At 72.2% G+C, this 21,468-nt stretch carries 25 protein-coding genes and 1 pseudogene; 21 read left to right on the top strand and 5 right to left on the bottom strand.

Annotation, left to right across the window (positions count from 1 at the left end):
• Positions 1-230: 230 nt before the first annotated feature.
• Complete coding sequence (locus J2S57_RS13720; RefSeq protein ID WP_307242426.1) at positions 231-980, top strand: hypothetical protein; 750 nt, start codon at positions 231-233, stop codon at positions 978-980.
• Positions 981-1,040: 60 nt separating this feature from the next.
• Positions 1,041-1,598, top strand: a complete 558-nt coding sequence (locus tag J2S57_RS13725; RefSeq protein ID WP_307242428.1) for a hypothetical protein — start codon at positions 1,041-1,043, stop codon at positions 1,596-1,598.
• 53 nt (positions 1,599-1,651) lie between these two features.
• Here the strand turns inward: J2S57_RS13725 and J2S57_RS13730 are convergent, their stop codons facing one another.
• The gene (locus J2S57_RS13730) at positions 1,652-2,014 is read right to left on the bottom strand and encodes a DsrE family protein (RefSeq protein WP_307242430.1); all 363 of its coding nucleotides are present in this window, start codon (positions 2,012-2,014) and stop codon (positions 1,652-1,654) included.
• Positions 2,015-2,068: 54 nt separating this feature from the next.
• Here J2S57_RS13730 and J2S57_RS13735 point away from each other — a divergent pair, with 54 nt between their 5' ends.
• The 9 genes and pseudogenes from J2S57_RS13735 (at position 2,069) to dtd (ending at position 8,320) form a co-directional block, all read left to right on the top strand.
• Positions 2,069-2,587, top strand: a complete 519-nt coding sequence (locus tag J2S57_RS13735; protein ID WP_307242433.1) for a heme-binding beta-barrel domain-containing protein — start codon at positions 2,069-2,071, stop codon at positions 2,585-2,587.
• Positions 2,588-2,601: 14 nt separating this feature from the next.
• Positions 2,602-3,078 carry a Fur family transcriptional regulator gene (locus J2S57_RS13740; protein ID WP_307242436.1) on the top strand — a complete coding sequence of 159 codons (477 nt, stop codon included), beginning with the start codon at positions 2,602-2,604 and terminating at the stop codon, positions 3,076-3,078.
• A 40-nt stretch (positions 3,079-3,118) separates the two neighbouring features.
• Complete coding sequence (ygfZ, locus tag J2S57_RS13745) at positions 3,119-4,246, top strand: CAF17-like 4Fe-4S cluster assembly/insertion protein YgfZ (RefSeq protein ID WP_307242438.1); 1,128 nt, start codon at positions 3,119-3,121, stop codon at positions 4,244-4,246.
• Between the two features lie 77 nt (positions 4,247-4,323).
• The gene (locus tag J2S57_RS13750) at positions 4,324-5,142 is read left to right on the top strand and encodes a beta-keto acid cleavage family enzyme (protein ID WP_307242440.1); all 819 of its coding nucleotides are present in this window, start codon (positions 4,324-4,326) and stop codon (positions 5,140-5,142) included.
• A gap of 8 nt (positions 5,143-5,150) precedes the next feature.
• A pseudogene (locus tag J2S57_RS35330) lies at positions 5,151-5,582 on the top strand (helix-turn-helix domain-containing protein); the annotation flags it as partial.
• 355 nt (positions 5,583-5,937) lie between these two features.
• Complete coding sequence (locus J2S57_RS13760; RefSeq protein ID WP_307242444.1) at positions 5,938-6,720, top strand: hypothetical protein; 783 nt, start codon at positions 5,938-5,940, stop codon at positions 6,718-6,720.
• Positions 6,721-6,826: 106 nt separating this feature from the next.
• Complete coding sequence (locus tag J2S57_RS13765; RefSeq protein WP_307242446.1) at positions 6,827-7,144, top strand: DUF2516 family protein; 318 nt, start codon at positions 6,827-6,829, stop codon at positions 7,142-7,144.
• Positions 7,145-7,304: 160 nt separating this feature from the next.
• Positions 7,305-7,862, top strand: a complete 558-nt coding sequence (locus J2S57_RS13770; protein ID WP_307242449.1) for an RsiG family protein — start codon at positions 7,305-7,307, stop codon at positions 7,860-7,862.
• A gap of 29 nt (positions 7,863-7,891) precedes the next feature.
• Positions 7,892-8,320 (top strand): D-aminoacyl-tRNA deacylase, encoded by a 429-nt coding sequence (dtd, locus tag J2S57_RS13775; protein WP_307242452.1) that lies wholly within the window; start codon positions 7,892-7,894, stop codon positions 8,318-8,320.
• 6 nt (positions 8,321-8,326) lie between these two features.
• Here the strand turns inward: dtd and J2S57_RS13780 are convergent, their stop codons facing one another.
• The gene (locus J2S57_RS13780; RefSeq protein ID WP_307242454.1) at positions 8,327-9,130 is read right to left on the bottom strand and encodes a class I SAM-dependent methyltransferase; all 804 of its coding nucleotides are present in this window, start codon (positions 9,128-9,130) and stop codon (positions 8,327-8,329) included.
• 344 nt (positions 9,131-9,474) lie between these two features.
• Between J2S57_RS13780 and mshA the strand changes: the two genes are divergently transcribed.
• The 3 genes from mshA to J2S57_RS13795 are packed head-to-tail and all read left to right on the top strand — an operon-like array spanning position 9,475 to position 12,053.
• Positions 9,475-10,773, top strand: coding sequence for a D-inositol-3-phosphate glycosyltransferase (gene mshA, locus J2S57_RS13785; protein ID WP_307242456.1), 1,299 nt, complete (start codon positions 9,475-9,477; stop codon positions 10,771-10,773).
• Positions 10,770-11,279, top strand: a complete 510-nt coding sequence (locus J2S57_RS13790; protein WP_307242458.1) for a type III secretion system chaperone family protein — start codon at positions 10,770-10,772, stop codon at positions 11,277-11,279. The genes mshA and J2S57_RS13790 overlap by 4 nt, the downstream gene beginning before the upstream one ends.
• Before the next feature lie 30 nt (positions 11,280-11,309).
• Positions 11,310-12,053, top strand: a complete 744-nt coding sequence (locus J2S57_RS13795; RefSeq protein ID WP_307242460.1) for a phosphoglyceromutase — start codon at positions 11,310-11,312, stop codon at positions 12,051-12,053.
• A 68-nt stretch (positions 12,054-12,121) separates the two neighbouring features.
• On the opposite strand, the gene phoU is transcribed toward J2S57_RS13795, so the two are convergent.
• Positions 12,122-12,805: a phosphate signaling complex protein PhoU gene (gene phoU / locus J2S57_RS13800; protein ID WP_307242462.1), complete on the bottom strand. Its 684-nt coding sequence runs from the start codon at positions 12,803-12,805 to the stop codon at positions 12,122-12,124.
• Positions 12,806-13,018: 213 nt separating this feature from the next.
• Here phoU and J2S57_RS13805 point away from each other — a divergent pair, with 213 nt between their 5' ends.
• A complete protein-coding gene (locus tag J2S57_RS13805; protein WP_370882468.1) occupies positions 13,019-14,326 on the top strand; it encodes a sensor histidine kinase in 1,308 nt (435 codons plus the stop codon).
• Entirely contained in the window at positions 14,323-15,003 is a 681-nt protein-coding gene (locus J2S57_RS13810; protein WP_307242467.1) for a response regulator, read from the top strand. The genes J2S57_RS13805 and J2S57_RS13810 overlap by 4 nt, the downstream gene beginning before the upstream one ends.
• 81 nt (positions 15,004-15,084) lie before the next feature.
• On the opposite strand, the gene J2S57_RS13815 is transcribed toward J2S57_RS13810, so the two are convergent.
• Positions 15,085-15,744 carry a hypothetical protein gene (locus J2S57_RS13815; protein ID WP_307242469.1) on the bottom strand — a complete coding sequence of 220 codons (660 nt, stop codon included), beginning with the start codon at positions 15,742-15,744 and terminating at the stop codon, positions 15,085-15,087.
• Positions 15,745-16,146: 402 nt separating this feature from the next.
• Between J2S57_RS13815 and J2S57_RS13820 the strand changes: the two genes are divergently transcribed.
• Both J2S57_RS13820 and J2S57_RS13825 read left to right on the top strand, forming a co-directional pair.
• Positions 16,147-16,629 carry a CarD family transcriptional regulator gene (locus tag J2S57_RS13820; RefSeq protein WP_214153782.1) on the top strand — a complete coding sequence of 161 codons (483 nt, stop codon included), beginning with the start codon at positions 16,147-16,149 and terminating at the stop codon, positions 16,627-16,629.
• A 320-nt stretch (positions 16,630-16,949) separates the two neighbouring features.
• Complete coding sequence (locus tag J2S57_RS13825) at positions 16,950-17,396, top strand: 2-C-methyl-D-erythritol 4-phosphate cytidylyltransferase (protein ID WP_307242471.1); 447 nt, start codon at positions 16,950-16,952, stop codon at positions 17,394-17,396.
• Positions 17,397-17,583: 187 nt separating this feature from the next.
• Here J2S57_RS13825 and J2S57_RS13830 read toward each other — a convergent pair whose 3' ends face one another.
• Positions 17,584-18,324 (bottom strand): IspD/TarI family cytidylyltransferase, encoded by a 741-nt coding sequence (locus J2S57_RS13830; protein WP_307242473.1) that lies wholly within the window; start codon positions 18,322-18,324, stop codon positions 17,584-17,586.
• A 170-nt stretch (positions 18,325-18,494) separates the two neighbouring features.
• On the opposite strand from J2S57_RS13830, the gene ispF reads away from it, so the two are divergent.
• From ispF to rlmB, 3 genes are read left to right on the top strand one after another with little or no spacing between them, the layout of a single operon-like run.
• Positions 18,495-19,013 (top strand): 2-C-methyl-D-erythritol 2,4-cyclodiphosphate synthase, encoded by a 519-nt coding sequence (ispF, locus tag J2S57_RS13835; RefSeq protein ID WP_307242475.1) that lies wholly within the window; start codon positions 18,495-18,497, stop codon positions 19,011-19,013.
• An 18-nt stretch (positions 19,014-19,031) separates the two neighbouring features.
• A complete protein-coding gene (cysS, locus tag J2S57_RS13840) occupies positions 19,032-20,459 on the top strand; it encodes a cysteine--tRNA ligase (RefSeq protein WP_307242477.1) in 1,428 nt (475 codons plus the stop codon).
• Complete coding sequence (rlmB, locus tag J2S57_RS13845) at positions 20,449-21,453, top strand: 23S rRNA (guanosine(2251)-2'-O)-methyltransferase RlmB (RefSeq protein WP_307242479.1); 1,005 nt, start codon at positions 20,449-20,451, stop codon at positions 21,451-21,453. The genes cysS and rlmB overlap by 11 nt, the downstream gene beginning before the upstream one ends.
• The last annotated feature ends 15 nt before the right edge of the window (positions 21,454-21,468 follow it).

Below are 21,468 nucleotides of genomic sequence, written 5' to 3' on the forward strand. Positions count from 1 at the left end.
CCACGCAACGTTACGGATGCGTTTCGGGCGCCCGGTCCCGAAGGTGAACGCGACTTCGCCGGGGCGTTTCCAGGGGATGTCTGCAGTGAATCCGGTTCGGCGTGTCCCCGCCAAGAGGCCGGCGGTGTGACCCGGGGAACTTTGCTCGCGTCAGTGCCGGAATCCACCCGAACCGGCACGAAGGTGCGCTCCGGCCCGGCGGCCCGGCGGCCATCTGTCAGGATGCGACGGTGACCGCCCCGCTTCCCGCCGGCCTCGCCCTGGTGGCGACCGTCGTCCTCGCCGTGGCCGGTTACGCCGGAGGATGGCTGATCGCCGCCGCCGCGGGTCTCACCGTGCTCGCGCTCGCGATCGGCTGGGGCGACCTGCTCCGCCTGCCGCACCGCTCCGGTACCTCGGCCCTGGTCCTCGCCCTCGGTGCCGCCGGCCTGGTGGCCGGCGCCCTCGCCGTCTCGCCCCGGTTCGCCGTCGAGCAGCCGCTCACGGTGTTCTCCGGAGTGATGGCCGTGGCCGTGCTGACCAGCTTCGGCCACGAGATCATGCGTCTGGACGGGCGGCACGACCTGGTCGAGTCGGTCACCGGCACGCTCGCCGGGCAACTGGTCGCCCTGCTGGCCGCGGGCTGGGTGCTCGTCGCCGACAGCGGTGGTCCGGAGGCCGTGGTGGTGGCCGTCGCCGGCACCGCCGCCGCCCGGGTGGCCCTGGCGCTGCCGGTCTCTCCGTCGCTGCTGACCTGGCTGGGGGTGGGCACGGGGCTCGTCGCCTCGGTGATCGCGTCGATCGTCGTGGGCGGGGTGCCGGTGGGCACGGCCGCCACGGTGGGCGTCGCGGTGTCGGGCATCGGCATCGCGATCGACCGCCTGGTCGACGCCGAGGGTCTGCTCACCCGCCTGCAGCCCGCCACCCTGGCCCGGGCCGCGGCCCCGGTCGCGGCCGCCGGCATGGCCGCCTACGCGGTGTTCCGGCTGGGTATCGGCTAGGCCCTGTCCCGGCTCGTGCTTCCAGGGGCGAACCGGTACCCCGGCCACTAGGTTCGGATCATGACCAACCAGGCGATCTCCGACCCGGAGCTGCGGTTCGGGCCTCTGAGCCGTCAGTTCCCGGCGGGCCGGCCGGTGAACCAGGAGCAGGCCCGCAGCCGGCTCTCGGCCTATGTCTACGGCAACGTCCTGGTGCTGGCGGCCGTCGTCGGGACGATCGGGGCGGACGACCACTCGCACTCCTGGATCGTGGTCCTGGCCACGGTGCTGACCACCTACGCGGCGCACGTCCTCGCCCACGACATCGGCGAGCGGGTGGGCCTCGACCCGCAGGAGCACGCGGTCGGCCTGCGGCAGGAGATGCGTGACGCCGTGCCGATCATCAGCTCCGGCGTGGCGCCCGCCCTGATCTTCGCCGGTCTGGCGCTGCACCGGTTCGACCCGCTGGCCGCCGAGGTCGCCGCGGTGGGCCTGGTCGTGCTGCGGCTGGCCGGCACCGGGATCGCGGTCGAGCGCCTGAGCGGCCGCCGGGTCTCGGGCGCGACCCTCTGGAGCGGCGTGGGCGTCGCCGTCGTCGGGGTCGTCATCGCGCTGGCCAAGGTGCAGTTCTCGCACTGAGGCACCCAGTGACCGAGGCACCTGGTGACTGAGGCTCCTGGTGACCGAGGCACCTAGTACACGAGAGCCTGGGTCCCCGGTCGCAGCAGCCGTTCCACGTAGGTCGCGGCCCCGGCGACGACGACTCCGGGCAGCACGTCGTCCGGCCCGAACGAGCGGCGGGCGGCCGACTGCGTGCACACCGACACGGTCCCGGCCTCGACGATCAGGCCGAGCAGCTCGGGCAGGGGCGCGCTCTCGGCCAGGTCGAGGGCGGCGGCCCGGCCGGGCAGCGCGAACCAGGCCGCCTCCCCGCTGAGCCACAGGTCGACGGGCACCCCCGCGGCGCAGGCGGCGGCCGCCACGGTGAAGGCCTGGTTGCAGCGTTCGGGCGCCTCGGGCCCCACGGTCACCTCGATGACGAGCGAATCAGCCATGGGCGGACGCTAACGGCTGGATGCGACCCGGGGGCTTGCGCATACGATTCCGGCGTGGCGTTCCAACTAGACACCGACCTGCCCACCCCGCTCGCGCCCCTGGCCTGGCTGATCGGCCGCTGGGAGGGCGCCGGGGTGCTCGGCTACCCGACGATCGAAGAGGCCCAGTTCGGCCAGGAGATCGAGTTCTCGCACGACGGGCGCCCGTTCCTGTCGTACGTCTCGCGCACCTGGCGTCTCGACGCCGAGGGCAACCAGGTCGAGCCGCTGGCCACCGAGACCGGCTACTGGCGTCCCGTCCCGAAGGACGAGGGCGACGAGACCCAGGGCGCCGAGCTCGAGGTGCTGATCGTGCACCCCACCGGCATCTGCGAGATCTACCTGGGCCGGGCCGCCGGGGCCCGCATCGACCTGGCCACCGACCTGGTGGCGCGCACCTCCACGGCCAAGGAGTACACCGCGGCCACCCGCCTCTACGGCCTGGTCGAGGGCGACCTGCTGTGGGCGCTCGACGTCGCCGCCGAGGGCCACGCCCTGCAGTCGCAGGCCTCGGCCCGGCTCAAGCGGGTCTGACCGACGTGGACCGGGTGACCACCGAGGCGCTCGACGCGGCGCTGCGCGAACGGGGCCTGCGGGCCACGCCGCAGCGCCGGTCGGTGCTGCGGGCGGTCGCCGAGCTCGGGCACGCGACGCCCGAGGAGGTCTGCGACTTCGTCGAGACCGAGGCCGGGCAGGCGGGTTCCGGCGAGTCGGTGAACCTCTCCACGGTCTACCGCTCGCTGGAGCTGATGGAGAAGATCGGCGTCGTCAGCCACACGCACCTCACCCACGGGTCGCCGACCTACCAGGTGGCCGACCACGTCAACCATCTGCACCTGGTCTGCCGGGGGTGCGGGCGCATCGACGAGGCCGACCTCGACCTGGCCGTCCCGTTCGCCGAGGCGGTGCGCGCGGCCACCGGTTTCGAGACCGACCTGGCCCACCTGTCGCTGCACGGCACCTGCGCCGACTGCCGAGGGGTCGCGAGGCCCGCGGGCCACGGTCACGGGCACCCGCATGACTGAGCCGGGAAGTTCTGCGGCCCCGCCGACGCTGGCGATGGGCATGAGTGACGTTGCCGAGGACATCCAGGCCCCGACCTACCGCAGCCCCCTGCTCGAGAGGCCCGGTGCGGTCCCGGTCGAGAACGGTCCGGACACCGGCCTGGTCTGGCACTTCGGCAACCCGGTGAGCGAGCAGCGCCGGCTCGAGGTGGGCTCGGCGAAGGCCGACCTGTCGAACCGCGGGGTCGTGCGCATCGAGGGCACCGACCGGCTGACCTGGCTGCACTCGATGACCACCCAGCACCTCAGTGGCCTGAAGCCGTACACCTCCACCGAGTCGCTGGTGCTCTCGCCGAACGGGCACGTCGAGCACGACCTGCACCTCGTCGACGACGGCACGGCCACCTGGATCACGGTCGAGCCCGGCGGCGCCCCCGACCTGGTCGCGTTCCTGAAGAAGATGCAGTTCATGCTCCGCGTCGAGGTCACCGACGTCACCGACGACTGGGCCGTGTACGGCGAGGCCGTCGACCGCGAGACCGATCCCACCGTCGAGGGCGACCCGCTGTCCTGGCGCGACCCGTGGCCCGACCTGGTCACCGGTGGCGCGATCTACACCACCTCCGAGATCGAGGTCGAGGGGCACCCGGCCTGGTCGTGGCGCGAAGTGCTGGTTCCCCGAGCGGAATTCAGGACGCAGGTGTCGGCCGGGGAGTTCGACGGCGCCTTCGCGGGCACCTGGGCGGGGGACGCGCTGCGCGTCGCGGCCTGGCGGCCGCGGCACGGTTTCGAGACCGATCACCGCACCATCCCGCACGAGCTCGACTGGCTGCGCACCGCCGTGCACCTGCAGAAGGGCTGCTACCGCGGGCAGGAGACGGTCGCCCGCGTGCACAACCTCGGTCGCCCTCCGCGCCGCCTGGTGATGCTGCACCTCGACGGCACCATGAACGAGCTGCCCGTCACCGGCGCCCCCGTGCTCCACGGCACCCGCGAGGTCGGCCGGGTCACCACCGCCGCGCGGCACCACGAGCTCGGCCCGGTCGCCCTGGCCGTGCTCAAGCGCTCCACGCCGCCCGACGCGCAGGTCAGCGCCGGGGGAGTGGAGGCCTCGCAGGAGATCGTGGTCGACGCTGCGGCCGCCCCCTCCGCTCCGGCCCCCAAGATCCGGCGACTCCCGCAGAACTGACGGAATTTCTTACCGCTTGAGGCGAGGTTCGCCGCAAGGTCTCCCGTTCGTCCACCATTCTGGTTCAGGATGTTCGGATGAAGCGCACGCTGATCACCGTGGCGCCCACCGGCGCCGAGGTTCCCAAGGCCGACTGCCCGCAGCTGCCGACCACGCTCGACGAGCTCGTCGCCGAGGCGAAGGCCTGTGAGGCGGCGGGCGCGGCGATGATCCACGTGCACGTCCGCGACGACCGGCACCGGCCCACGCTCGACCCCGGCCGCCTGCGCGAGACCGTGAGCGCGCTGCGCGAGAACACCGCGATGATCGTGCAGCTGTCCACCGGGGGCAGCGTGCACGATCCGCTCGACGCCCGGCTCGACGTGCTCCGCGCCGCCCCCGACGCCTGCTCGCTGACCTGCGGCACCGTGAACTTCGGGGACGACGTGTTCAGCAACCCCTGGCCGTTCATGGCCGAGCTCTACCGGCGCACCCAGTTCGCCGGGGTGGTGCCGGAGTTCGAGCTGTTCGACCTCGGGCAGGTGACCGCGATGACCCGGCTGCTCGAGGAGTTCGGGCCCCCGGCGGGCGGGAAGGTGCACTGCGACTTCGTGCTCGGCGTGCCCGGCGGGCTGCCCGCCACGGTGCCGGCCCTGGTCGCCGGGGTGCAGGCGCTGCCGCCGGCGGTCACCTCGTGGTCGGCGACCGGGATCGGGCGCGGGCACCTGCCGGTGCTCGCGGCGAGCCTGGCGATGGGCGGGCACCTGCGCGTCGGCATGGAAGACAATCTGTTCTTCGCCCCGCGCCGCCCGGTCACCGGCAATGCCGAACTGGTGGCCCGCGCCGCGTCGCTGGCCAACCAGCTGCAACGCCCGGTGATGAGCCCGGCCGAGGCGCGCGAGCTGCTCGGCCTGTGACCCGGGTCATGAACCGCAGGACCTCGGCCCGCTTGCAAAGTGCTAACTGGAGCAAGCAGAGTGACGTGGTGGCTACCCTCAAAGTGCCCGATCGGGTGACCGATCTCGGGGCGTACGTGAAGGAGCAGCGCCAGAGCGCCAAGCTCTCGCTGCGGCAGCTCGCGAACGCCGCCGGGGTGAGCAACCCCTACCTCAGCCAGATCGAACGCGGCCTGCGCAAACCCTCCGCCGAGGTGCTGACGCAGATCGCCAAGGGGCTGCAGATCTCCGCCGAGGCGCTGTTCCAGCGGGCCGGCCTGCTCGAGGAGTCGGTGGGCGTCGAGGTCGAGGTGGCGATCCAGAGCGACGTGCGCCTGACCGCCCGGCAGAAGCGGGTGCTGCTCGACATCTACGAGACGTTCCGGGCCGAGAACGCCCGCGACGACACCGATGCCGCGAACCGGGCCGCCGAGGTGGCCGCGACCGTGGTGCCGCTGATCGCCCGTGAGGGGTTCAAGTCCGGCGAACCCGTCGCCGACGAGGAGCCCGACGAAGACCTGACCGCCGACGACCCGGCGCGCGCCGCGGGAGCCGCCCGGCGGGGTGTGCGCAAGCGCGTCACCCCGCGGGCGCCGCGCTCCACCCGGCCCCGGCGCTCCGGCCCGTCCAAGTCACTGCGCGAGGTCGGCACGGACGACTGAAGTCCCGCCGACCGCACGACCGCACGACCGCACGATCCGGTCCACCGGCAGCGCCGCCGACGGGCCCGTCGCCCGCCCCGGTTCCCGGTGGCACCCGATCAGCCTGGAGGACCTCATGAGCAACTTCTCGAGCACGGACACGAGCACCGAAGAGCCGCAGCCGAAGGGCCGTCCCGGTCTGCCCACCACCCCGCTGTTCGCCGTGGTCGGCGTCACCGACCTGGCGCTGCGGCAGGTGCGCGCGGCCGCGGCCGGAGCGGTGGCGGTGCAGCAGCGTTTCCAGTCCGACATCGAGGCCCGGCTGGCCGAGGTGGAGAAGCGGGTCGGCGGGCTCGACCCGAAGTCGCTGCGCGCCCAGGCCGAGCAGGCCCCGACGTTCGCGATGGCCCGTGCCCTGGAGGCGAAGGTCCGCGCCGAGGCCGCCTACGAGGAACTGGCCCGCCGCGGCAAGGACCTCGTCGACCGGGTCTCCACGCAGCCCGAGACCCAGACGTTCCGCACCCAGGCCGAGACCACCCTGAACCGGGGGCGGGCGGCCGTCACCGTCGCGCGCCGGGCCGCCGACGGCACCGCCTCGGTGATTCGCGGATCGCTGGTGAACGGGCGCAACGGCGTCGTGGTCGCCCCCGTGGACGCGCCTGCCGGGGTGAACGAGCCGGCGAAGCTCGACGTGGCCGCGGTGGAGAAGGCGGTGGCGGCCGGTGACGGTGGCGACAAGCCGGTGCCGCGGGTGCGCCCGGCGAAGAAGGCCACGGTCACGACCCGCAAGAGCGCCGCGGCGGTGAAGGGTGTGGCCCCGGCCGAGCCCGCTGCCACCGGGGTGACCCCGGGCGTGGCCAAGACCCCTCGCGCCCCGCGCGCGCCCCGCACACCCCGTACGCCCAAGATCACCGACTGAGCCTCCCCGGCGCCGGGACGGGAACCGGTTCCCGTCCCGGACGTTGTTCCCTGTCGACCAGCCTCCGGGGGACCCGGGGGAAACCTCGAGGCCCTAAGGTATGTCTATGGACGCGCTGGGTAATCTCCAAGGCCTTCTGACGCTCACCATCGGTGTGCTGGCTCTGGGTGTGCAGGCCTTCGCCCTCGTCGACGCGCTGCGTCAGCGCACCGACGCGTTCACGGCCGCGGGCAAGCTCACCAAGCCGCTGTGGCTGACCATCCTGGGTGTGGCCACGGCGATCGGCGTGATCTTCGTGTTCAACCCGTTCAGCTTCTTCGACCTGATCGCCTTCGTGGCCGCGGCCGTGTACCTGGTCGACGTGCGCCCCGCGATCAAGTCGATCACCGGCGGCGGCAACAGCGGCCCCTACGGCCGCTGGTAGGTCGTTCACCCGGTCGGGCTATCTCCGGAGACTCGTAGCTTTCCGAGGTCGCACAGTCACGCATCGGCACCGAAGAGCCGCTAGGCTCACCCGAAGTCACCGCGCTCGCGACGTGCGGGCCGGACGGTGCCAGCGTGACTGCTCGACCTCAGGAGGGTCCATGACCGAGTACATGCCCGGAGGGCGTCGCCGGATCGACCGGGTGCTCGCTCCGGAGTTCGTGGACGGGCTCGACGGGCTCGAGCTCGAAGAGGTCAGGGCCCGCCGCGCCGAGGCCGACCAGGAAGAGGTCGACCTCTCCTACGCCCGCCGCCTGCTGCAGGGGCGCATCGACATCCTGCGCGCCGAGCAACAGCGCCGCAGCGGTGACGGCTCCGACGCCCCGGTGTTCGGCAACCGCACCGACGAGGCGATCGCCGAGACGCTGAAGAAGATCCTCGGGGCCGAGAAGCGCAGCGACCGCGGCATGGGCCGGCACATGGCGGCCGAGCCGAGCCGGGTGGGCGAGCACCGCCGCGAGGCCGAGCGCGCCGTGTCCGACGTCAGCGCCTCCGACCTCGACATGCCCGACGCCGATCTCGAGGCCGCGATCCAGAAGCTGCACGACGTCGAGGGCCGGGTCTCCCGCTCCCGCAAGCAGGTTCAGCACGTGGTCGACGCGCTGACCGCCGAGGTCGCCCGGCGCTACCAGCTCGACCAGGTCGCCCTGGGCTTCTGAGCGTGCGCCCGCCGCTACGCTGAACGGCTGTGAGAGCAGTCGTTCAGCGGGCGTTGTCGGGGCGGGTCACGGTCGAGGGTGAAGAGGTCGGTGCCCTCGACGGGCCCGGTCTGGTGGTGCTGCTCGGTGCCACCCACGGCGACGGGCCCGGTCAGGTGGCCACCATCGCCCGCAAGATCGCGACCCTGCGCATCCTGCGCGACGAGAAGGCCGCCGTCGACGTGGGCGCCGGAGTGCTGCTGATCAGCCAGTTCACGCTCTACGCGGACACCGCCAAGGGCCGCCGCCCGTCCTGGAACCAGGCCGCGCCCGGCCCGGTGGCGCAGCCCCTGGTCGACGCCGTCGCCGAGGCGCTGCGCTGCGAGCACGGGCTCAAGGTGGCAACCGGTCGCTTCGGCGCGGACATGCAGGTCGAGCTGGTCAACGACGGCCCGGTGACGATCCTGCTCGAGGCCTGAGCCGGCTCAGGAACCGGGCCGCACGCTGTCCCACCCGACCGTGATCTCGCCCAGTCGCCACCGGGACGGCCCGTCGAGAACGGGCCATCCGGCGTCCTTCATCGTGTGCACCGTCGCCAGCCACCGCTGCCGTGCCCCGAACGAGCTCAGCGGCGCGTGCCGCGCCCAGGCCGCGTCGAGCGCGCCCAGGTACGCGTGCACCCGCTCACCCGGCACGTTTCGGTGGATCAGGGCCTTGGGCAGGCGCTCGGCCACGTCCGACGGACGCTCCAGCCCACCCAGCCGCAACGAGACGCTCAGCGAGACCGGCCCGTGCCCGGCGTCCACCGCCACCCAGGCCGACCGCCGCCCGATCTCGTCGCAGGTGCCGTCGACCAGCAGGCCGCCGGGGGCCAGCCGCGAGCGCACCAGGTCCCAGGCCGGTGCGACCTCGGGCTCGGCGTACTGCCGCAGCACGTTGTAGGCCCGCACGAACACCGGACGGCGCCCGTCCAGCGGCAGCTCGAACCCACCCACCCGGAAGCTCAGCCCCGGCCGTTCGAGCGGCTTGGCCACGCTCACCCGGGCCGGGTCGATCTCGATGCCGACCACGTCCACGTCCGGCCGCACCACGCTCAGCCGCCGGTGCAGCTCCACCGCCGTGATCGGGCTGGCCCCGTAGCCGAGGTCGACCACCAGCGGGTCGCGGGCCCGCCGCAGCCGGGCGGCGGCCGGCCCGGCCAGCCAGCGGTCGACGCGGCGCAGCCGGTTGGGGTTGGTCGTGCCCCGGGTGATCGTGCCCTGGACGGCAGGGGCTCGGGGCGGGGTCACGGGGACAGAGCCTAGGTGGCCTCGTCCGGGGCCCGGGCCGGCCCCGCCCACCCAGGGAACGCGCGACCCCGCCCGATGGTTGTCACCGCGGCAGCGCGCGGGCGGATGACGACGGGTGCGGCGGAGGACAGCGCCCGCCCACCCGGGGCACGCCGCACACGCCCGAACGGTTGTCCTGACTGCAGCCCGGGGACAGCCCGCCGACTGCTCCCGGGACGGGACCGCACACCGCTGTGACCACGTGGTGACGGTCACCCCCGCCAACATCGGGAAGAGCGGCCTGGTTCCGTGAGTTAGCTTCCTTCGGGGGTTTTTCAGCGGTGTGGAACGAGCAAGGAGGACGCATGGGGCTGAGGCCGGACGGAACCCCCGGACGGGTCGCGATGCTCTCCGTGCACACCTCCCCGCTGGAGCAGCCGGGCACGGGTGACGCGGGCGGGCTCAACGTGTACGTGGTGGAGACGGCCAAGCGGCTGGCCGAGCGCGGCACCGAGGTGGAGATCTTCACCCGGGCCACCTCGGGCGACCTGCCGCCCGTCACCGAGATGCTGCCCGGGGTGCTGGTGCGCAACGTGGTGGCGGGCCCCTACGACGGGCTCTCCAAGGACGACCTGCCCGGCCAGCTGTGTGCCTTCAGTGCGGGCGTGCTGCGCACCGAGGCCCGCCGCACCGCCGGCTGGTACGACCTGATCCACTCGCACTACTGGCTCTCGGGGCAGGTCGGCTGGCTGGCCGCCGAGCGCTGGAACGTGCCGCTGCTGCACACCATGCACACCATGGCCAAGGTGAAGAACCTGTCGCTGGCGGCGGACGACAAGCCGGAACCGGCCGGCCGGGTGATCGGCGAGGAGCAGGTGGTGGCGGCGGCCGACGGGCTGATCGCGAACACCGACCTCGAGGCCCGCGACCTGATCAGCCTCTACGGCGCCGATCCGGACCTGGTCTCGGTGATCCCGCCGGGTGTCGACCTGAGCACCTTCGGCCCGCACGCGAACGGCGGCCGGAGCGGCGCCCGTCAGCGTCTGGGCCTGGCCGCGAAGACCGACGTGATCCTCTTCGTCGGCCGCATCCAGCCGCTGAAGGCCCCCGACGTGCTGCTGAAGGCCGTTGCCGAGCTGGTCGTCCGCAACCCGCAGCGCCGCGAGAACCTCCTCGTCGCGGTGCTCGGCGGGCCCAGCGGCTCCGGGCTGGAACGTCCCGAGGAGCTGCAGAAGCTGGCCGTCGAGCTGGGCATCGGCGACCTGGTGCAGTTCCACCCGCCGGCCGACCGGGCTGTTCTGGCCGACTGGTACCGCGCCGCCGACCTGCTCGCGATGCCTTCCCACAGCGAGTCGTTCGGCCTGGTCGCGGTCGAGGCACAGGCCTGCGGCACCCCGGTGGTGGCGGCCCGGGTGGGCGGTCTGGCCTCCGCGGTGCGTGACGGTCGCACCGGCCTGCTGATCACCGGCCACGAGCCGGCGCACTGGGCGAGCGCCCTCGACGACCTGCTGGGCGCCCCGCTCGTGCGCGAGCGCATGGGCCGGGCGGCCGTGCGCCACGCGAACGGCTTCGGCTGGGACCACACGGTCGACGCCACCCTCGCGACCTACGCGGCCGCGTGCGCCGCCCACCGGCGTCCCAAATGGGTGGTGGCAGCCGGATGAGCGAGCCGACGGGGGACGCGGTGGACGCCCTGCGCCGATGGGCGGACGAGGCGGGCCTCGAGTTGGTGACCGGGACCCGCAGGGGCGAGTTCGTGGTCGAGCTGCCGGGCGAGGCGAAGCTGAAGACCGGGGTGTCGTTGCTCGTGACCGACCGCGCCCTCAGCGTGTCGGCGTTCGTGATGCGGCGTCCCGACGAGAACCACGAGGCGTTCTACCGCTGGATGCTGCAGCGCAACGTGCGGCTGCCCGGGATCGCGTTCGCGCTCGACCAGCTGGGTGACGTCTACCTGACCGGCCGCATCCCGCTGCCCGGGGTGACCCCCGACACGATCGACGACCTGCTCGGTGCGCTGCTGACCGCGTCCGACGGCTCGTTCAACGACCTGCTGGCCCTCGGTTTCCTCACCTCGATGCGCCGGGAATGGGCCTGGCGCACCGATCGTGGTGAATCGACCCGCAACCTCGAGGCCTTTCGTCACCTGCTCGACGACCAACGGGCCGAGTGACCAAAAGGCGCGTCCACTAATGTGCGGGGTATGGCGTACACCCTCGTGCTGCTCCGTCACGGCGAGAGCGAATGGAACGCGAAGAACCTGTTCACCGGCTGGGTCGACGTGCCCCTGTCGGCCAAGGGCCGCGAGGAGGCCGCTGCGGGCGGCAAGCTTCTGACCGACGCGGGGATCCTGCCCGACGTCGTGCACACGTCGCTGCTGCGCCGCGCGATCACCACGGCCTTCCTGGCGCTCGACGCCGCGGACCGGCACTGGATCCCGGTCAAGCGCAACTGGCGTCTCAACGAGCGTCACTACGGCGCTCTGCAGGGCAAGGACAAGAAGCAGACGCTGGCCGAGTTCGGTGAGGAGCAGTTCATGCTCTGGCGCCGGTCCTACGCCACGCCGCCGCCGCCGATCGCCGCGGACGACGAGTTCTCCCAGGCGGACGACCCCCGCTACGCGGACCTCGGCGACGACCTGCCCTCCACCGAGTGCCTGAAAGACGTGGTGGCCCGCTTCCTCCCGTACTGGGAGGGCGAGGTGATCCCCGACCTGAAGGCCGGCAAGACGGTTCTGCTCGCGGCGCACGGCAACTCGCTGCGCGCGCTGGTCAAGCACCTCGACGGCATCTCCGACGACGACATCGCCGGGCTCAACATCCCGACCGGCATCCCGCTGGTCTACGAGCTCGACGAGAACTTCAAGCCCGTCGTCAAGGGTGGCAAGTACCTCGACCCCGACGCGGCCGCGGCTGCTGTCGCGGCGGTGGCCAACCAGGGCCGCTGAGCTTCCGGGCCCAGAAATGAGGGACGCGTGGGGGCCACCCCCACGCGTCCCTCATTTTTCGGGGTGGTTCAGACCTGCTCGGCCGGCTCACCGTGGGCCGCGGAGTGGTCGCCGGTGACCAGGAAGACCACCCGGCGGCAGACGCCCACGGCGTGGTCGCCGTAGCGCTCGTAGTAGCGGCTCAGCAGGGTGATGTCGACGGCCGTCTCGACGCCGTGGGCCCAGTCGGGGGCCAGCAGCTTGCCGAACAGGTCGCGGTGGATGCGGTCCATCGCGTCGTCGTCGGCCTCGAGCTCCTCGGCCGACTTGATGTCGCGGCTGGCGATGATCGAGCCGGTCTTGATCACCAGTCGCTCGGCGATGTGACCCATCTCGACGATGTCGGCGCGCAGTTCGGCCGGCACCGCGGAGTTCGGGTAGCGCAGCCGGGCCAGCTTGGCCACGTGCCGGGCCAGGTCGCCCATGCGCTCGAGGTCGGCGCTCATGCGCAGGGCGGCGATCAGGGTGCGCAGGTCGGTGGCCACCGGAGCCTGCCGGGCGATCAGCACCAGGGCCCGCTCTTCGAGGTCGTGGTGCAGCGCGTCGACCTGCTCGTCGGCGCCGATCACGCTCTCCGCGAGGGGGAGGTCGGCGTCGAGCAGGGCGGTGGTGGCCCGCGCCATCGCCGAACCCACCAGGCGGGTCATCTCGACCAGCTGGTCGTCGATCGACTGCAGGTCGGTCTCGAACTGCTCGCGGATCCCGCCGCTCACTGGAGCTCCCGGTTGTCTGGCTTCGGCCACGGCTGTCTCTCTTCACCTGTCGGGGCAGACGTCGTCACCGCGGGTGACGGTGCGACGGCGGATCGGGACTCACGCTCGCAGCGACCCATGAATAGATCCCCAGCTGAAGGTGAACAGGCGTCGAAGGGTTGAGCCGGTCAGACCTTCCGCCGCAAAACTGCCCGGCTATCAGCTTACGCTGACATGGTGAGCACGCCCCTGGCCTTTGCCATCGCCACCGGGATCGGCCTGGTCGTCGGGCTGGTCCTGGGCGTCCTGAGCGTTGCCGGGCGGGGCAGACGCGAGGAGCAGCAGGCGGTGACCCCGCTGCCCACCGGCCCGCTGCCCGAGGGTGCGGCCGACGTCCTCAACGTTCTCGCCTCCGCCTCGGTGGTGCTCGGCACCGACGGCCGCCTGATCAAGTCCAGCCCCGCGGCCCACGCGTTCGGTCTGGTGCGTGGCCGCGAGCTGGTGCACGCCGAGCTGCGCGAGATGGCCGCCGAGGCGGGCACCCTCGGCCTGGTGCGCGAGCGCGAGCTGGAGCTGCCCCGCGGCCCGCTCGGCCGTGGCCGCCTGGTGGTCTACGCCCGCGTCGCCCCGCTGCGGCCCGACCTGGTGCTGGTGCTGGTCGAAGACCGCACCGAGGCCAAGCGGGTCGAAGAGGTGCGGCGTGACTTCGTGGCCAACGTCAGCCACGAGCTCAAGACCCCGATCGGCGCTCTCAGCCTGCTGGCCGAGGCGGTGGCCGACGCCGCCGACGACGCCGACGCGGTGCGGCACTTCTCCGGTCAGATGTCCCGGGAGTCGACCCGCCTGACCAAGCTGGTGCAGGAGATCATCGACCTGTCCCGGCTCCAGGTGGCCGACGCCCTGCACCCGCCTGTGCCGGTCGGCATCGACGACGCGATCTCCGACGCGGTCGACCGCTGCTCGATGGCCTCGCGCAACAAGAACATCGAGGTGGTCGTCGGGGGCGACCACGGCGCGGTCGTCTACGGCGACCACAACCTCCTGGTCACGGCCATCCGCAACCTCGTCGACAACGCGATCTCCTACTCCCCGGAGAACACCCGGGTCGGGGTCGGGGTGCGCCGCGTCGGCGGGATCTGCGAGATCGTGGTCAGCGACCAGGGCATCGGGATCTCGGGCGCCGACCAGGACCGGATCTTCGAGCGCTTCTACCGGGTCGATCCGGCCCGCTCCCGGGTCACCGGGGGCACCGGCCTGGGGCTGAGCATCGTGAAGCACGTGGCGGCGAACCACGGCGGCGAGGTCATGCTGTGGAGCCGGCCCGGTCAGGGCTCGACCTTCACGCTGCGGCTGCCGGAGAGCGTGCAGCCCGCCTCGCACCCGGTGGTGGACGCCGATCACTCCACCACCGAGACCTGGGAGCCGCAGGCTCCCGCACCCGAGACCGCACCACTCCCGCCGGCCACCCCTGGTGCCGCCGGGACCGCTGAGAGAGGACTCCCGCAGGACGCGGGGTCCGCGCTGAAAGGAGCAACCCCGTGACCCGCATCCTGGTGGTGGAGGACGAGGAGTCGATCAGCGACCCGCTGTCCTACCTCCTGCGCCGAGAGGGCTACGAGGTCGCAGTGGCCGGCGACGGTCCGGCCGCCCTGGACGAGTTCGACCGCAATGGCGCCGACCTGGTCCTGCTCGACCTGATGCTCCCCGACCTGCCCGGCACCGAGGTCTGCCGCCAGCTGCGCGTGCGCAGCAAGGTGCCGGTGATCATGCTGACCGCCAAGGACAGCGAGATCGACAAGGTGGTCGGGCTCGAGCTCGGCGCCGACGACTACGTGACCAAGCCCTACTCGTCCCGTGAGCTCGTCGCCCGGATCCGGGCCGTGCTGCGCCGCGGCACCGAGCCGGACGCGGTCGAGGGCGCCACGGTCGAGGCCGGCCCGGTCCGGATGGACGTGGAGCGGCACGTGGTGACGGTCAACGGCGACGCCGTGCCGATGCCGCTGAAGGAGTTCGAGCTGCTCGAGCTGCTGCTGCGCAACGCCGGCCGGGTGCTGACCCGGATGCAGCTGATCGACCGGGTCTGGGGTTCCGACTACGTCGGCGACACCAAGACCCTCGACGTCCACGTGAAGCGCCTGCGCGGCAAGCTGGAGCCCGACCCGGCCAGCCCCCGCTACCTGGTCACCGTGCGCGGCCTGGGCTACAAGTTCGAGGCCTGATCACGGACACGCGGAAGGGCGGCTCCCCCACCGGGAGCCGCCCTTCTGCGTGTGACCGGGGCTTGCTTGCCCGAGCCGGCCTCAGTTGGCGGTCTCGGACTCCTCGACGGCCGGGCTGACCGAGGCGTCGGGCGAGGCCCCGGCGCCGGTCGACTCGGTGGTCTCGCTGCTGCCGCTGTTGTTGCCGTTGCCGTTGCCGTTGCGCGGACGGGTGGTCGCGCTCGGGCTGGGCTCGGCGGCCGGCGTGACGGTGGCGTAGTCGCCCTCGGGCAGGCGCACGGGCAGGCTCAGGTCGATGCGCCCGCCGTTCGTGGTCGACGCGGTGAGACCGGTGAGGGCCCCCGGGTCGACGGCGAGCGAGCTGATCGAGACCGGGGTCTGGTTGGCGCCCGGGCCGAGCTGCACCGAGGATCCGGCGGGCACGGCGACGGTGGTCTGGCTGGGCTGACCGGTCTCGCCGACGGCGGCCTGCAGCTGCACCCGCGCGTCGGTGGTGCCGCGGTTGATCACGGAGCCGATGAGCTCGGCCTCGCCGCCCTTCTCGGCGCCGATCACCATCAGGTTGCGCAGCAGGACGGTGCTGCTCCGGCCCTGACCGGGCAGGTCGGCGTCGATGCCGTCGGACGCCGGGTACGGGTCTTTGATGACGGCGGGGTTCAGGACCGAGCAGCCGGCCAGACCGAGGGCCAGGACGCTGGTGGCAAGGGCGGTCTTGGCGGCTAGAACACGGGTGCGCTTCACGGCGCTGGCCTCCTGCGGATTCGAAAAGTGCGGTCGCAGCCTATCGGGCGCCCGGCGGACACTTGAGGCACCCCACGCCGCTGGGACATGCCGTCTGTGCGCGGGCGGGCGGCAGGGCTGCACCCTTGCTGCATCGGCGCCCGGAGGGCCGGGGAAAAGCGCCTCGACGGGTTGGCCGTGCAGCCCCTGTGAGGGCCTCGTGCCGGCGTGCTGTGCGCCGCCCTGCGGCCGCCGTCCGGGGCCGGGATGAACCCAGCGTGACCGCTCGAAACCACGCTGTGTTGCATCTTTTCATCACGTCGTATCGTTGCTATGCCTCTGACCTGCGAAAATACTGAAGATCCTCTGGTCCCTCCCTAGCTGGACGTGGTAGTCTGTATTCGGGAAAGGGGATACTTACACATGGCTTTCACGGTCGGCGAGACTGTCGTTTACCCCCATCACGGGGCGGCACTCATCGAGGAGATCAAGACCCGCACTATTAAAGGCGAGGAGCGTCAGTACCTCGTCCTGAAGGTTGCACAGGGAGATCTGACCATCGAGGTGCCGGCGATGAATGTCGACCTCGTCGGTGTTCGCGATGTCGTGGGCCAGGAGGGCCTCGACAAGGTGTTCGAGGTGCTGCGCGCCCCCTACGCCGAGGAGCCCACCAACTGGTCCCGCCGGTACAAGGCCAACCTGGAGAAGCTCGCCTCCGGTGACGTCGTCCGGGTCGCCGAGGTCGTGCGTGACCTCTGGCGCCGTGACCAGGATCGTGGCCTTTCCGCAGGTGAGAAGCGCATGCTGGCCAAGGCGCGGCAGATCCTGGTCTCCGAGCTGGCGCTGGCCGAGCACACCAACGAAGACAAGGCCGAGGCCCTGCTCAACGAGGTCCTGGCTTCCTGAACCACCCGGCCGCCCGCCTGGCGGTGGCCACCTTCCCCGGTCCTGGTGCCGGGTGGGGATCTTCGTAAGACCTGAACCGGCGTCATCGCCGAAATCGGATCATGTGGTTCTTCGGAATCCGCGTGACGATCTTCTGCAGATGGCGCCGGTTTTCTTTTGTGGCATTTCCGGAGCCGGTTTCGGCCGTACGGGTAAATCATCCGTACCGCCGAAACCGGCTCCGGAGATCCGTCCGGGTGAATGATCGGGAAAAGCGTTCCGAATCCCGGCCGGATGTGTTGGCGGGCGATCATGAACGACGGAATTCGGATGGGGAGAGCGTGGAGTCCACGGCATTTGTCGCGGTGATCCGGACGGACGAGGTGCCCGCTCACGAGCGGTCCGGGCTGAGCGGGGCGGGGGCGCTCGCCGTGCTCACCCTGCCTGAGCTGGCAGCCTGTGCCGAGCCCGACGACCGGGTGGTGGTGCTCGCCGATCCGGGGCAGAGCGCGCGGATGGGGGCCGTGATCCGCGCGGTGGAGGGGCTGCACGGTGTGGTCGTCGCCAGTGTGCGGCCGGTCACCGACACCCTCAAGCGGGTGAACGAGGACGGCGCCCTGACCGGCACGGCCGACCGCGAGCACCACCGGTTCGTGACACTTCCGGTCGCCACCCGGCTCGGTCTGCTGCGCGACGCGGTGCGGCGCGAGCCCGGGGCCCGCACGACGGGGGAGATCCTGGCCGCGGTCGTGGCCGGCGGGGCGACGGTGGTGGCGAGCGCGGGTTGACCGCCGTTCCCGGGCCTCACGGCTTTCCGGGCACACGGCTCGTCGGGCACACGGCTCGTCGGGCACACGGCTCGTCGGGCACACCGCTCGTCGGGCACACCGCTCCCCGGGCATCGCCGCGCTCACGGCTCTCCCGGGCTTACGGCTCCGAGGGTTTCACCGCTGCCGGGCCGGGCGGTGCTCGGGCTCAGGTGCTGAGCAGGGCCTCGGCGCGCGACATGTCTTCGGCGAACGTCACCTTCAGGTTCTGCGGGCTGCCCGGCACCGCGACGACGGTGACGCCCGCGCGGCCCTCCAGCGCGGCCGAGGTGTCGGTGCCCTCGGTGCCGTCGCGCAGCGCCTGGGCGTAGGCCTCGAGCAGCGGGGTGGCCCGGAACGCCTGGGGCGTCTGCACCCGGTGCAGGAACTCCCCGGCCGGCGGTGGGGTCAGCCGGCCCGCCTCGTCCACCGCCCAGGCCTCGCTCTCGGGCAGGGTGGGCACGGCGCCACCGTGGGCCGCCGCGGTCTGGATCACGGTCTGCAGCAGCTGCGGGCCGGCCAGCGGACGGGCGCCGTCGTGGATCGCCACCACCTGCAGCGAACCGGCGCAGATCGGCCAGGACAGGTGGTCGAGCGCGTTCTGCTCCGACCCGTGCCGGGTCACGCCGCCGTGGATGATCTCGACCGGCAGCCGGATCCCCGCGGCCTCCACCGCCTCCCGGGCGACGGACTCGTCCTGCGGGCGGATCACCAGCACCACGCGGCCGACCTCGGGCACGGCGTCGGCCCAGGACAGCGACCAGGACACCACCGGACGGCCACCGAGCGGCAGGTAGACCTTGTTCTGCCCGGTACCCACCCGGGTGCCGCTGCCACCGGCCAGGACCACGAAGGCCGCAGCGCCGGGTCGGCAGGTCTGCCCGTCGGAAGGGGGAGCCGGAACAGTCACGATTCCCCATTCTATAGGCCTGGCCAGTGGATCATTGCCTCCTGCGGGCCACCCGGTGCGCACCTCGGCGTCGCCCCTCAGGGCGGTGGAGCCTGGCGAGGCCCGCACCGGGCGATTGCTCGCCCCGGCACTGATTCACCGGCCAGGCCTTGTGGTCCAGACTTGCCACCGTGAGTGATCTTTCCGGCAACGACCGGTTCAGCCGCCTCCCCCGCACCGGGCTGGGCGTCGACGTGCACGGCTACGCCCCCGACGGCAGCGGGAGAACGCTCTGGCTGGCCGGGCTGGAGTGGCCGGGGGAGCGGGCCCTGGACGGCCACTCCGACGCCGACGTGGCCGCCCACGCGGCCTGCGACGCCCTGCTGTCCGCCTCCGGCCTGGGCGACCTCGGCTCGAACTTCGGCACGGCGCAGCCGGAGTGGGCCGGGGCGGCCGGCACCACGCTGCTCGCCGAGACCGCCCGGCGACTGCGGGCCGAGGGGTGGGAGATCGGCAACGTGGCCGTGCAGGTGGTGGGCAACCGGCCCAAGCTCGGACCGCGGCGTGACGAGGCCCAGAAGGTGCTCTCCGAGGCCTGTGGAGCTCCGGTGACAGTTTCTGCCACGACGACCGACGGGCTGGGTCTGACCGGCCGCGGAGAGGGCGTGGCCGCCGTCGCGACGGCCCTCGTTCAAAAAGTAGTTGGGTGAGACCGGTAACCTTGACAGGTGAGCCTCAGACTGTTTGATTCCGCGACCCGGCAGGTACGGGACTTCGTTCCCGTCGTCCCCGGCAAGGCGGGTATCTACGTCTGTGGTGCCACGCCGCAGAGTTCGCCCCACATCGGCCACGTGCGGGCGCAGGTCAACTTCGACGTCCTGCGCCGCTGGCTCGAGCACCAGGGCCTGCAGGTGACCTTCGTCCGCAACGTCACCGACATCGACGACAAGATCCTCGCGAAGTCGGCCGAGGCCGGGCGCGACTGGTGGGCCCACGCCTTCCGGTTCGAGCAGGAGTTCACCGCCGCCTACGACTCGCTCAACGTGCTGCGGCCCACCATCGAGCCGCGGGCCACGGGGCACGTCATCGAGATGGTCGAGCTGGTGCAGCGGCTGATCGACGCCGGTCACGCCTACGTCGCGGCCGACAACTCGGGTGACGTGTACTTCGACGTGCGCTCCTTCCCGGAGTACGGGTCGCTGACGCGTCAGAAGGTCGACGACATGGAGGCCGCGGCCGACGCCGACCCGAACGCCCGCAAGAAAGACCCGCGCGACTTCGCGCTCTGGAAGAGCGCCAAGCCGGGCGAGCCCGTCACCGCGTCCTGGCCCGCACCCTGGGGGCGCGGCCGGCCGGGCTGGCACCTGGAGTGCTCGGCGATGGCCACCCGCTACCTGGGGGCCGAGTTCGACATCCACGGCGGCGGTCTCGACCTGCGCTTCCCGCACCACGAGAACGAGCTGGCGCAGTCCCGGGCCGCCGGCGACGGCTTCGCCCGGTACTGGCTGCACAACGCCTGGGTCACCATGTCCGGCGAGAAGATGAGCAAGTCGCTGGGCAACACCATGACGATCGCCACGCTGACCGAGAAGGTCCGGCCGGTGGTGCTGCGCTACGTGCTGGCCACGCCGCACTACCGCTCGAACATCGAGATCAGCCCGGACTCGCTGGCCGACGCCACGGCCGCCTACGAGCGCATCGAGAACTTCGTGCACCGGGCGGTCGAGCGGCTCGGCGGCCAGGGCACCACCGACGTCGTGCCCAAGGCGTTCGCCGAGGCCATGGACGACGACCTGGGCGTGCCCGCGGCCGTCGCGGTGCTGCACGACACCGTGCGCGAGGGCAACCGGGCGCTGGCCGAGAAAGATGCCACCGCCCTGCAGGAAGCGCTGTCGCACGTGCGCGGCATGACCGCCGTGCTCGGTCTCGACCCGCTCGAAGAGGCCTGGGCCACGGGCGGTTCCGAGGACGGTCGGCTCGCGGCCGCGCTCGACGTGCTGGTGCGGGCCGAGCTCGAGGCCCGCGCGACGGCGCGCAAGGAGAAGGATTTCGCCACCGCGGATGCCATTCGCAACCGGCTCACCGCAGCCGGGGTGGCAGTGGAAGACACGCCTGAGGGCGCTCGCTGGAGTCTGGAGGCCGAAAGTGGCCGGTAATTCGTCGCGTAAAGGGGCTACTCGCAACCCCGGTTCGAAGAAGGGTGCGACGGTAGGAACCGGCGGCCAGTCCCGTAAGCGCCTGGAGGGCAAGGGCCCCACGCCCAAGGCCGCCGACCGTGACTACCATCCCGCCGCCCGCCGGGCCAAGGCCGCGGCCAAGAACGCCATGAAGGCGTCGGGCAAGGGCACCGGGCGGCCCTCGTCCACCGGTGGCCGCTCGCAGCAGCGCCGCTCGTCGTCGTCCGCCAGTTCGGAGATGGTCGCCGGCCGCAACCCGGTGGTCGAGGCGCTGCGGGCCGGCGTGCCGGCCAAGGCGCTCTACGTGGCCACCGGCATCGACAACGACGACCGCGTCCGCGAGTCGCTGAAAACCGCCGCCGACGCCGGGCTTCCGCTGCTCGAGGCCTCGCGCACCGACCTCGACCGGCTCACCGGCGGGGCTGTGCACCAGGGCCTCGTGCTGCAGGTCCCGCCCTACGACTACGCGCACCCGAGCGATCTGCTCGAGCTCGCGGTCGACAGCGGAAGGCCGCCGCTGCTGGTGGTTCTCGACGGGGTGACCGACCCGCGCAACCTGGGTGCAGTCGTCCGTTCGGTGTCCGCGTTCGGTGGCCACGGCGTCATCGTGCCCGAGCGCAGGGCGGCCGGTATGACCGCCACCGCCTGGAAGACCTCGGCCGGGGCCGCTGCCCGCACCCCGGTCGCCCGAGTCGCCAACATCAACCGGGCGATCGAGTCACTCAAGGCCGCCGGGCTTTTCGTGGTCGGTCTGGACGCCGGCGGCGACGTCGAGCTGCCCGGCCTGGAGCTGGCCACCGGCCCGCTCGTGCTGATCGCCGGCGCCGAGGGCAAGGGCCTGTCCCGCCTGGTGCGCGAGAACTGCGACGCGATCGCCTCGATCCCGATGATCGGCGGCACCGAGTCGCTCAACGCCAGTGTGGCGATGGGCGTTTCGCTCTACGAGGTGTCGCGTCTGCGGGCGTCCCGGTAAACCAGCAAAACACCC

Origin of the sequence: Kineosporia succinea (assembly GCF_030811555.1) — a bacterium.
Lineage (GTDB): Bacteria > Actinomycetota > Actinomycetes > Actinomycetales > Kineosporiaceae > Kineosporia > Kineosporia succinea.

What these genes read in the sequence shown, in the direction of transcription:
- J2S57_RS13770 (WP_307242449.1), top strand. Translation starts at nt 7,305, where the DNA reads ATGACCGAGTACATGCCCGGAGGGCGTCGCCGGATCGACCGGGTGCTC.
- J2S57_RS13760 (WP_307242444.1), top strand. Translation starts at nt 5,938, where the DNA reads ATGAGCAACTTCTCGAGCACGGACACGAGCACCGAAGAGCCGCAGCCG.
- J2S57_RS13725 (WP_307242428.1), top strand. Translation starts at nt 1,041, where the DNA reads ATGACCAACCAGGCGATCTCCGACCCGGAGCTGCGGTTCGGGCCTCTG.
- J2S57_RS13750 (WP_307242440.1), top strand. Translation starts at nt 4,324, where the DNA reads ATGAAGCGCACGCTGATCACCGTGGCGCCCACCGGCGCCGAGGTTCCC.
- J2S57_RS13805 (WP_370882468.1), top strand. Translation starts at nt 13,019, where the DNA reads ATGGTGAGCACGCCCCTGGCCTTTGCCATCGCCACCGGGATCGGCCTG.
- J2S57_RS13730 (WP_307242430.1), bottom strand. Translation starts at nt 2,014, where the DNA reads ATGGCTGATTCGCTCGTCATCGAGGTGACCGTGGGGCCCGAGGCGCCC.
- mshA (WP_307242456.1), top strand. Translation starts at nt 9,475, where the DNA reads ATGGGGCTGAGGCCGGACGGAACCCCCGGACGGGTCGCGATGCTCTCC.
- ygfZ (WP_307242438.1), top strand. Translation starts at nt 3,119, where the DNA reads ATGAGTGACGTTGCCGAGGACATCCAGGCCCCGACCTACCGCAGCCCC.
- J2S57_RS13820 (WP_214153782.1), top strand. Translation starts at nt 16,147, where the DNA reads ATGGCTTTCACGGTCGGCGAGACTGTCGTTTACCCCCATCACGGGGCG.
- J2S57_RS13795 (WP_307242460.1), top strand. Translation starts at nt 11,310, where the DNA reads ATGGCGTACACCCTCGTGCTGCTCCGTCACGGCGAGAGCGAATGGAAC.
- J2S57_RS13790 (WP_307242458.1), top strand. Translation starts at nt 10,770, where the DNA reads ATGAGCGAGCCGACGGGGGACGCGGTGGACGCCCTGCGCCGATGGGCG.
- J2S57_RS13765 (WP_307242446.1), top strand. Translation starts at nt 6,827, where the DNA reads ATGGACGCGCTGGGTAATCTCCAAGGCCTTCTGACGCTCACCATCGGT.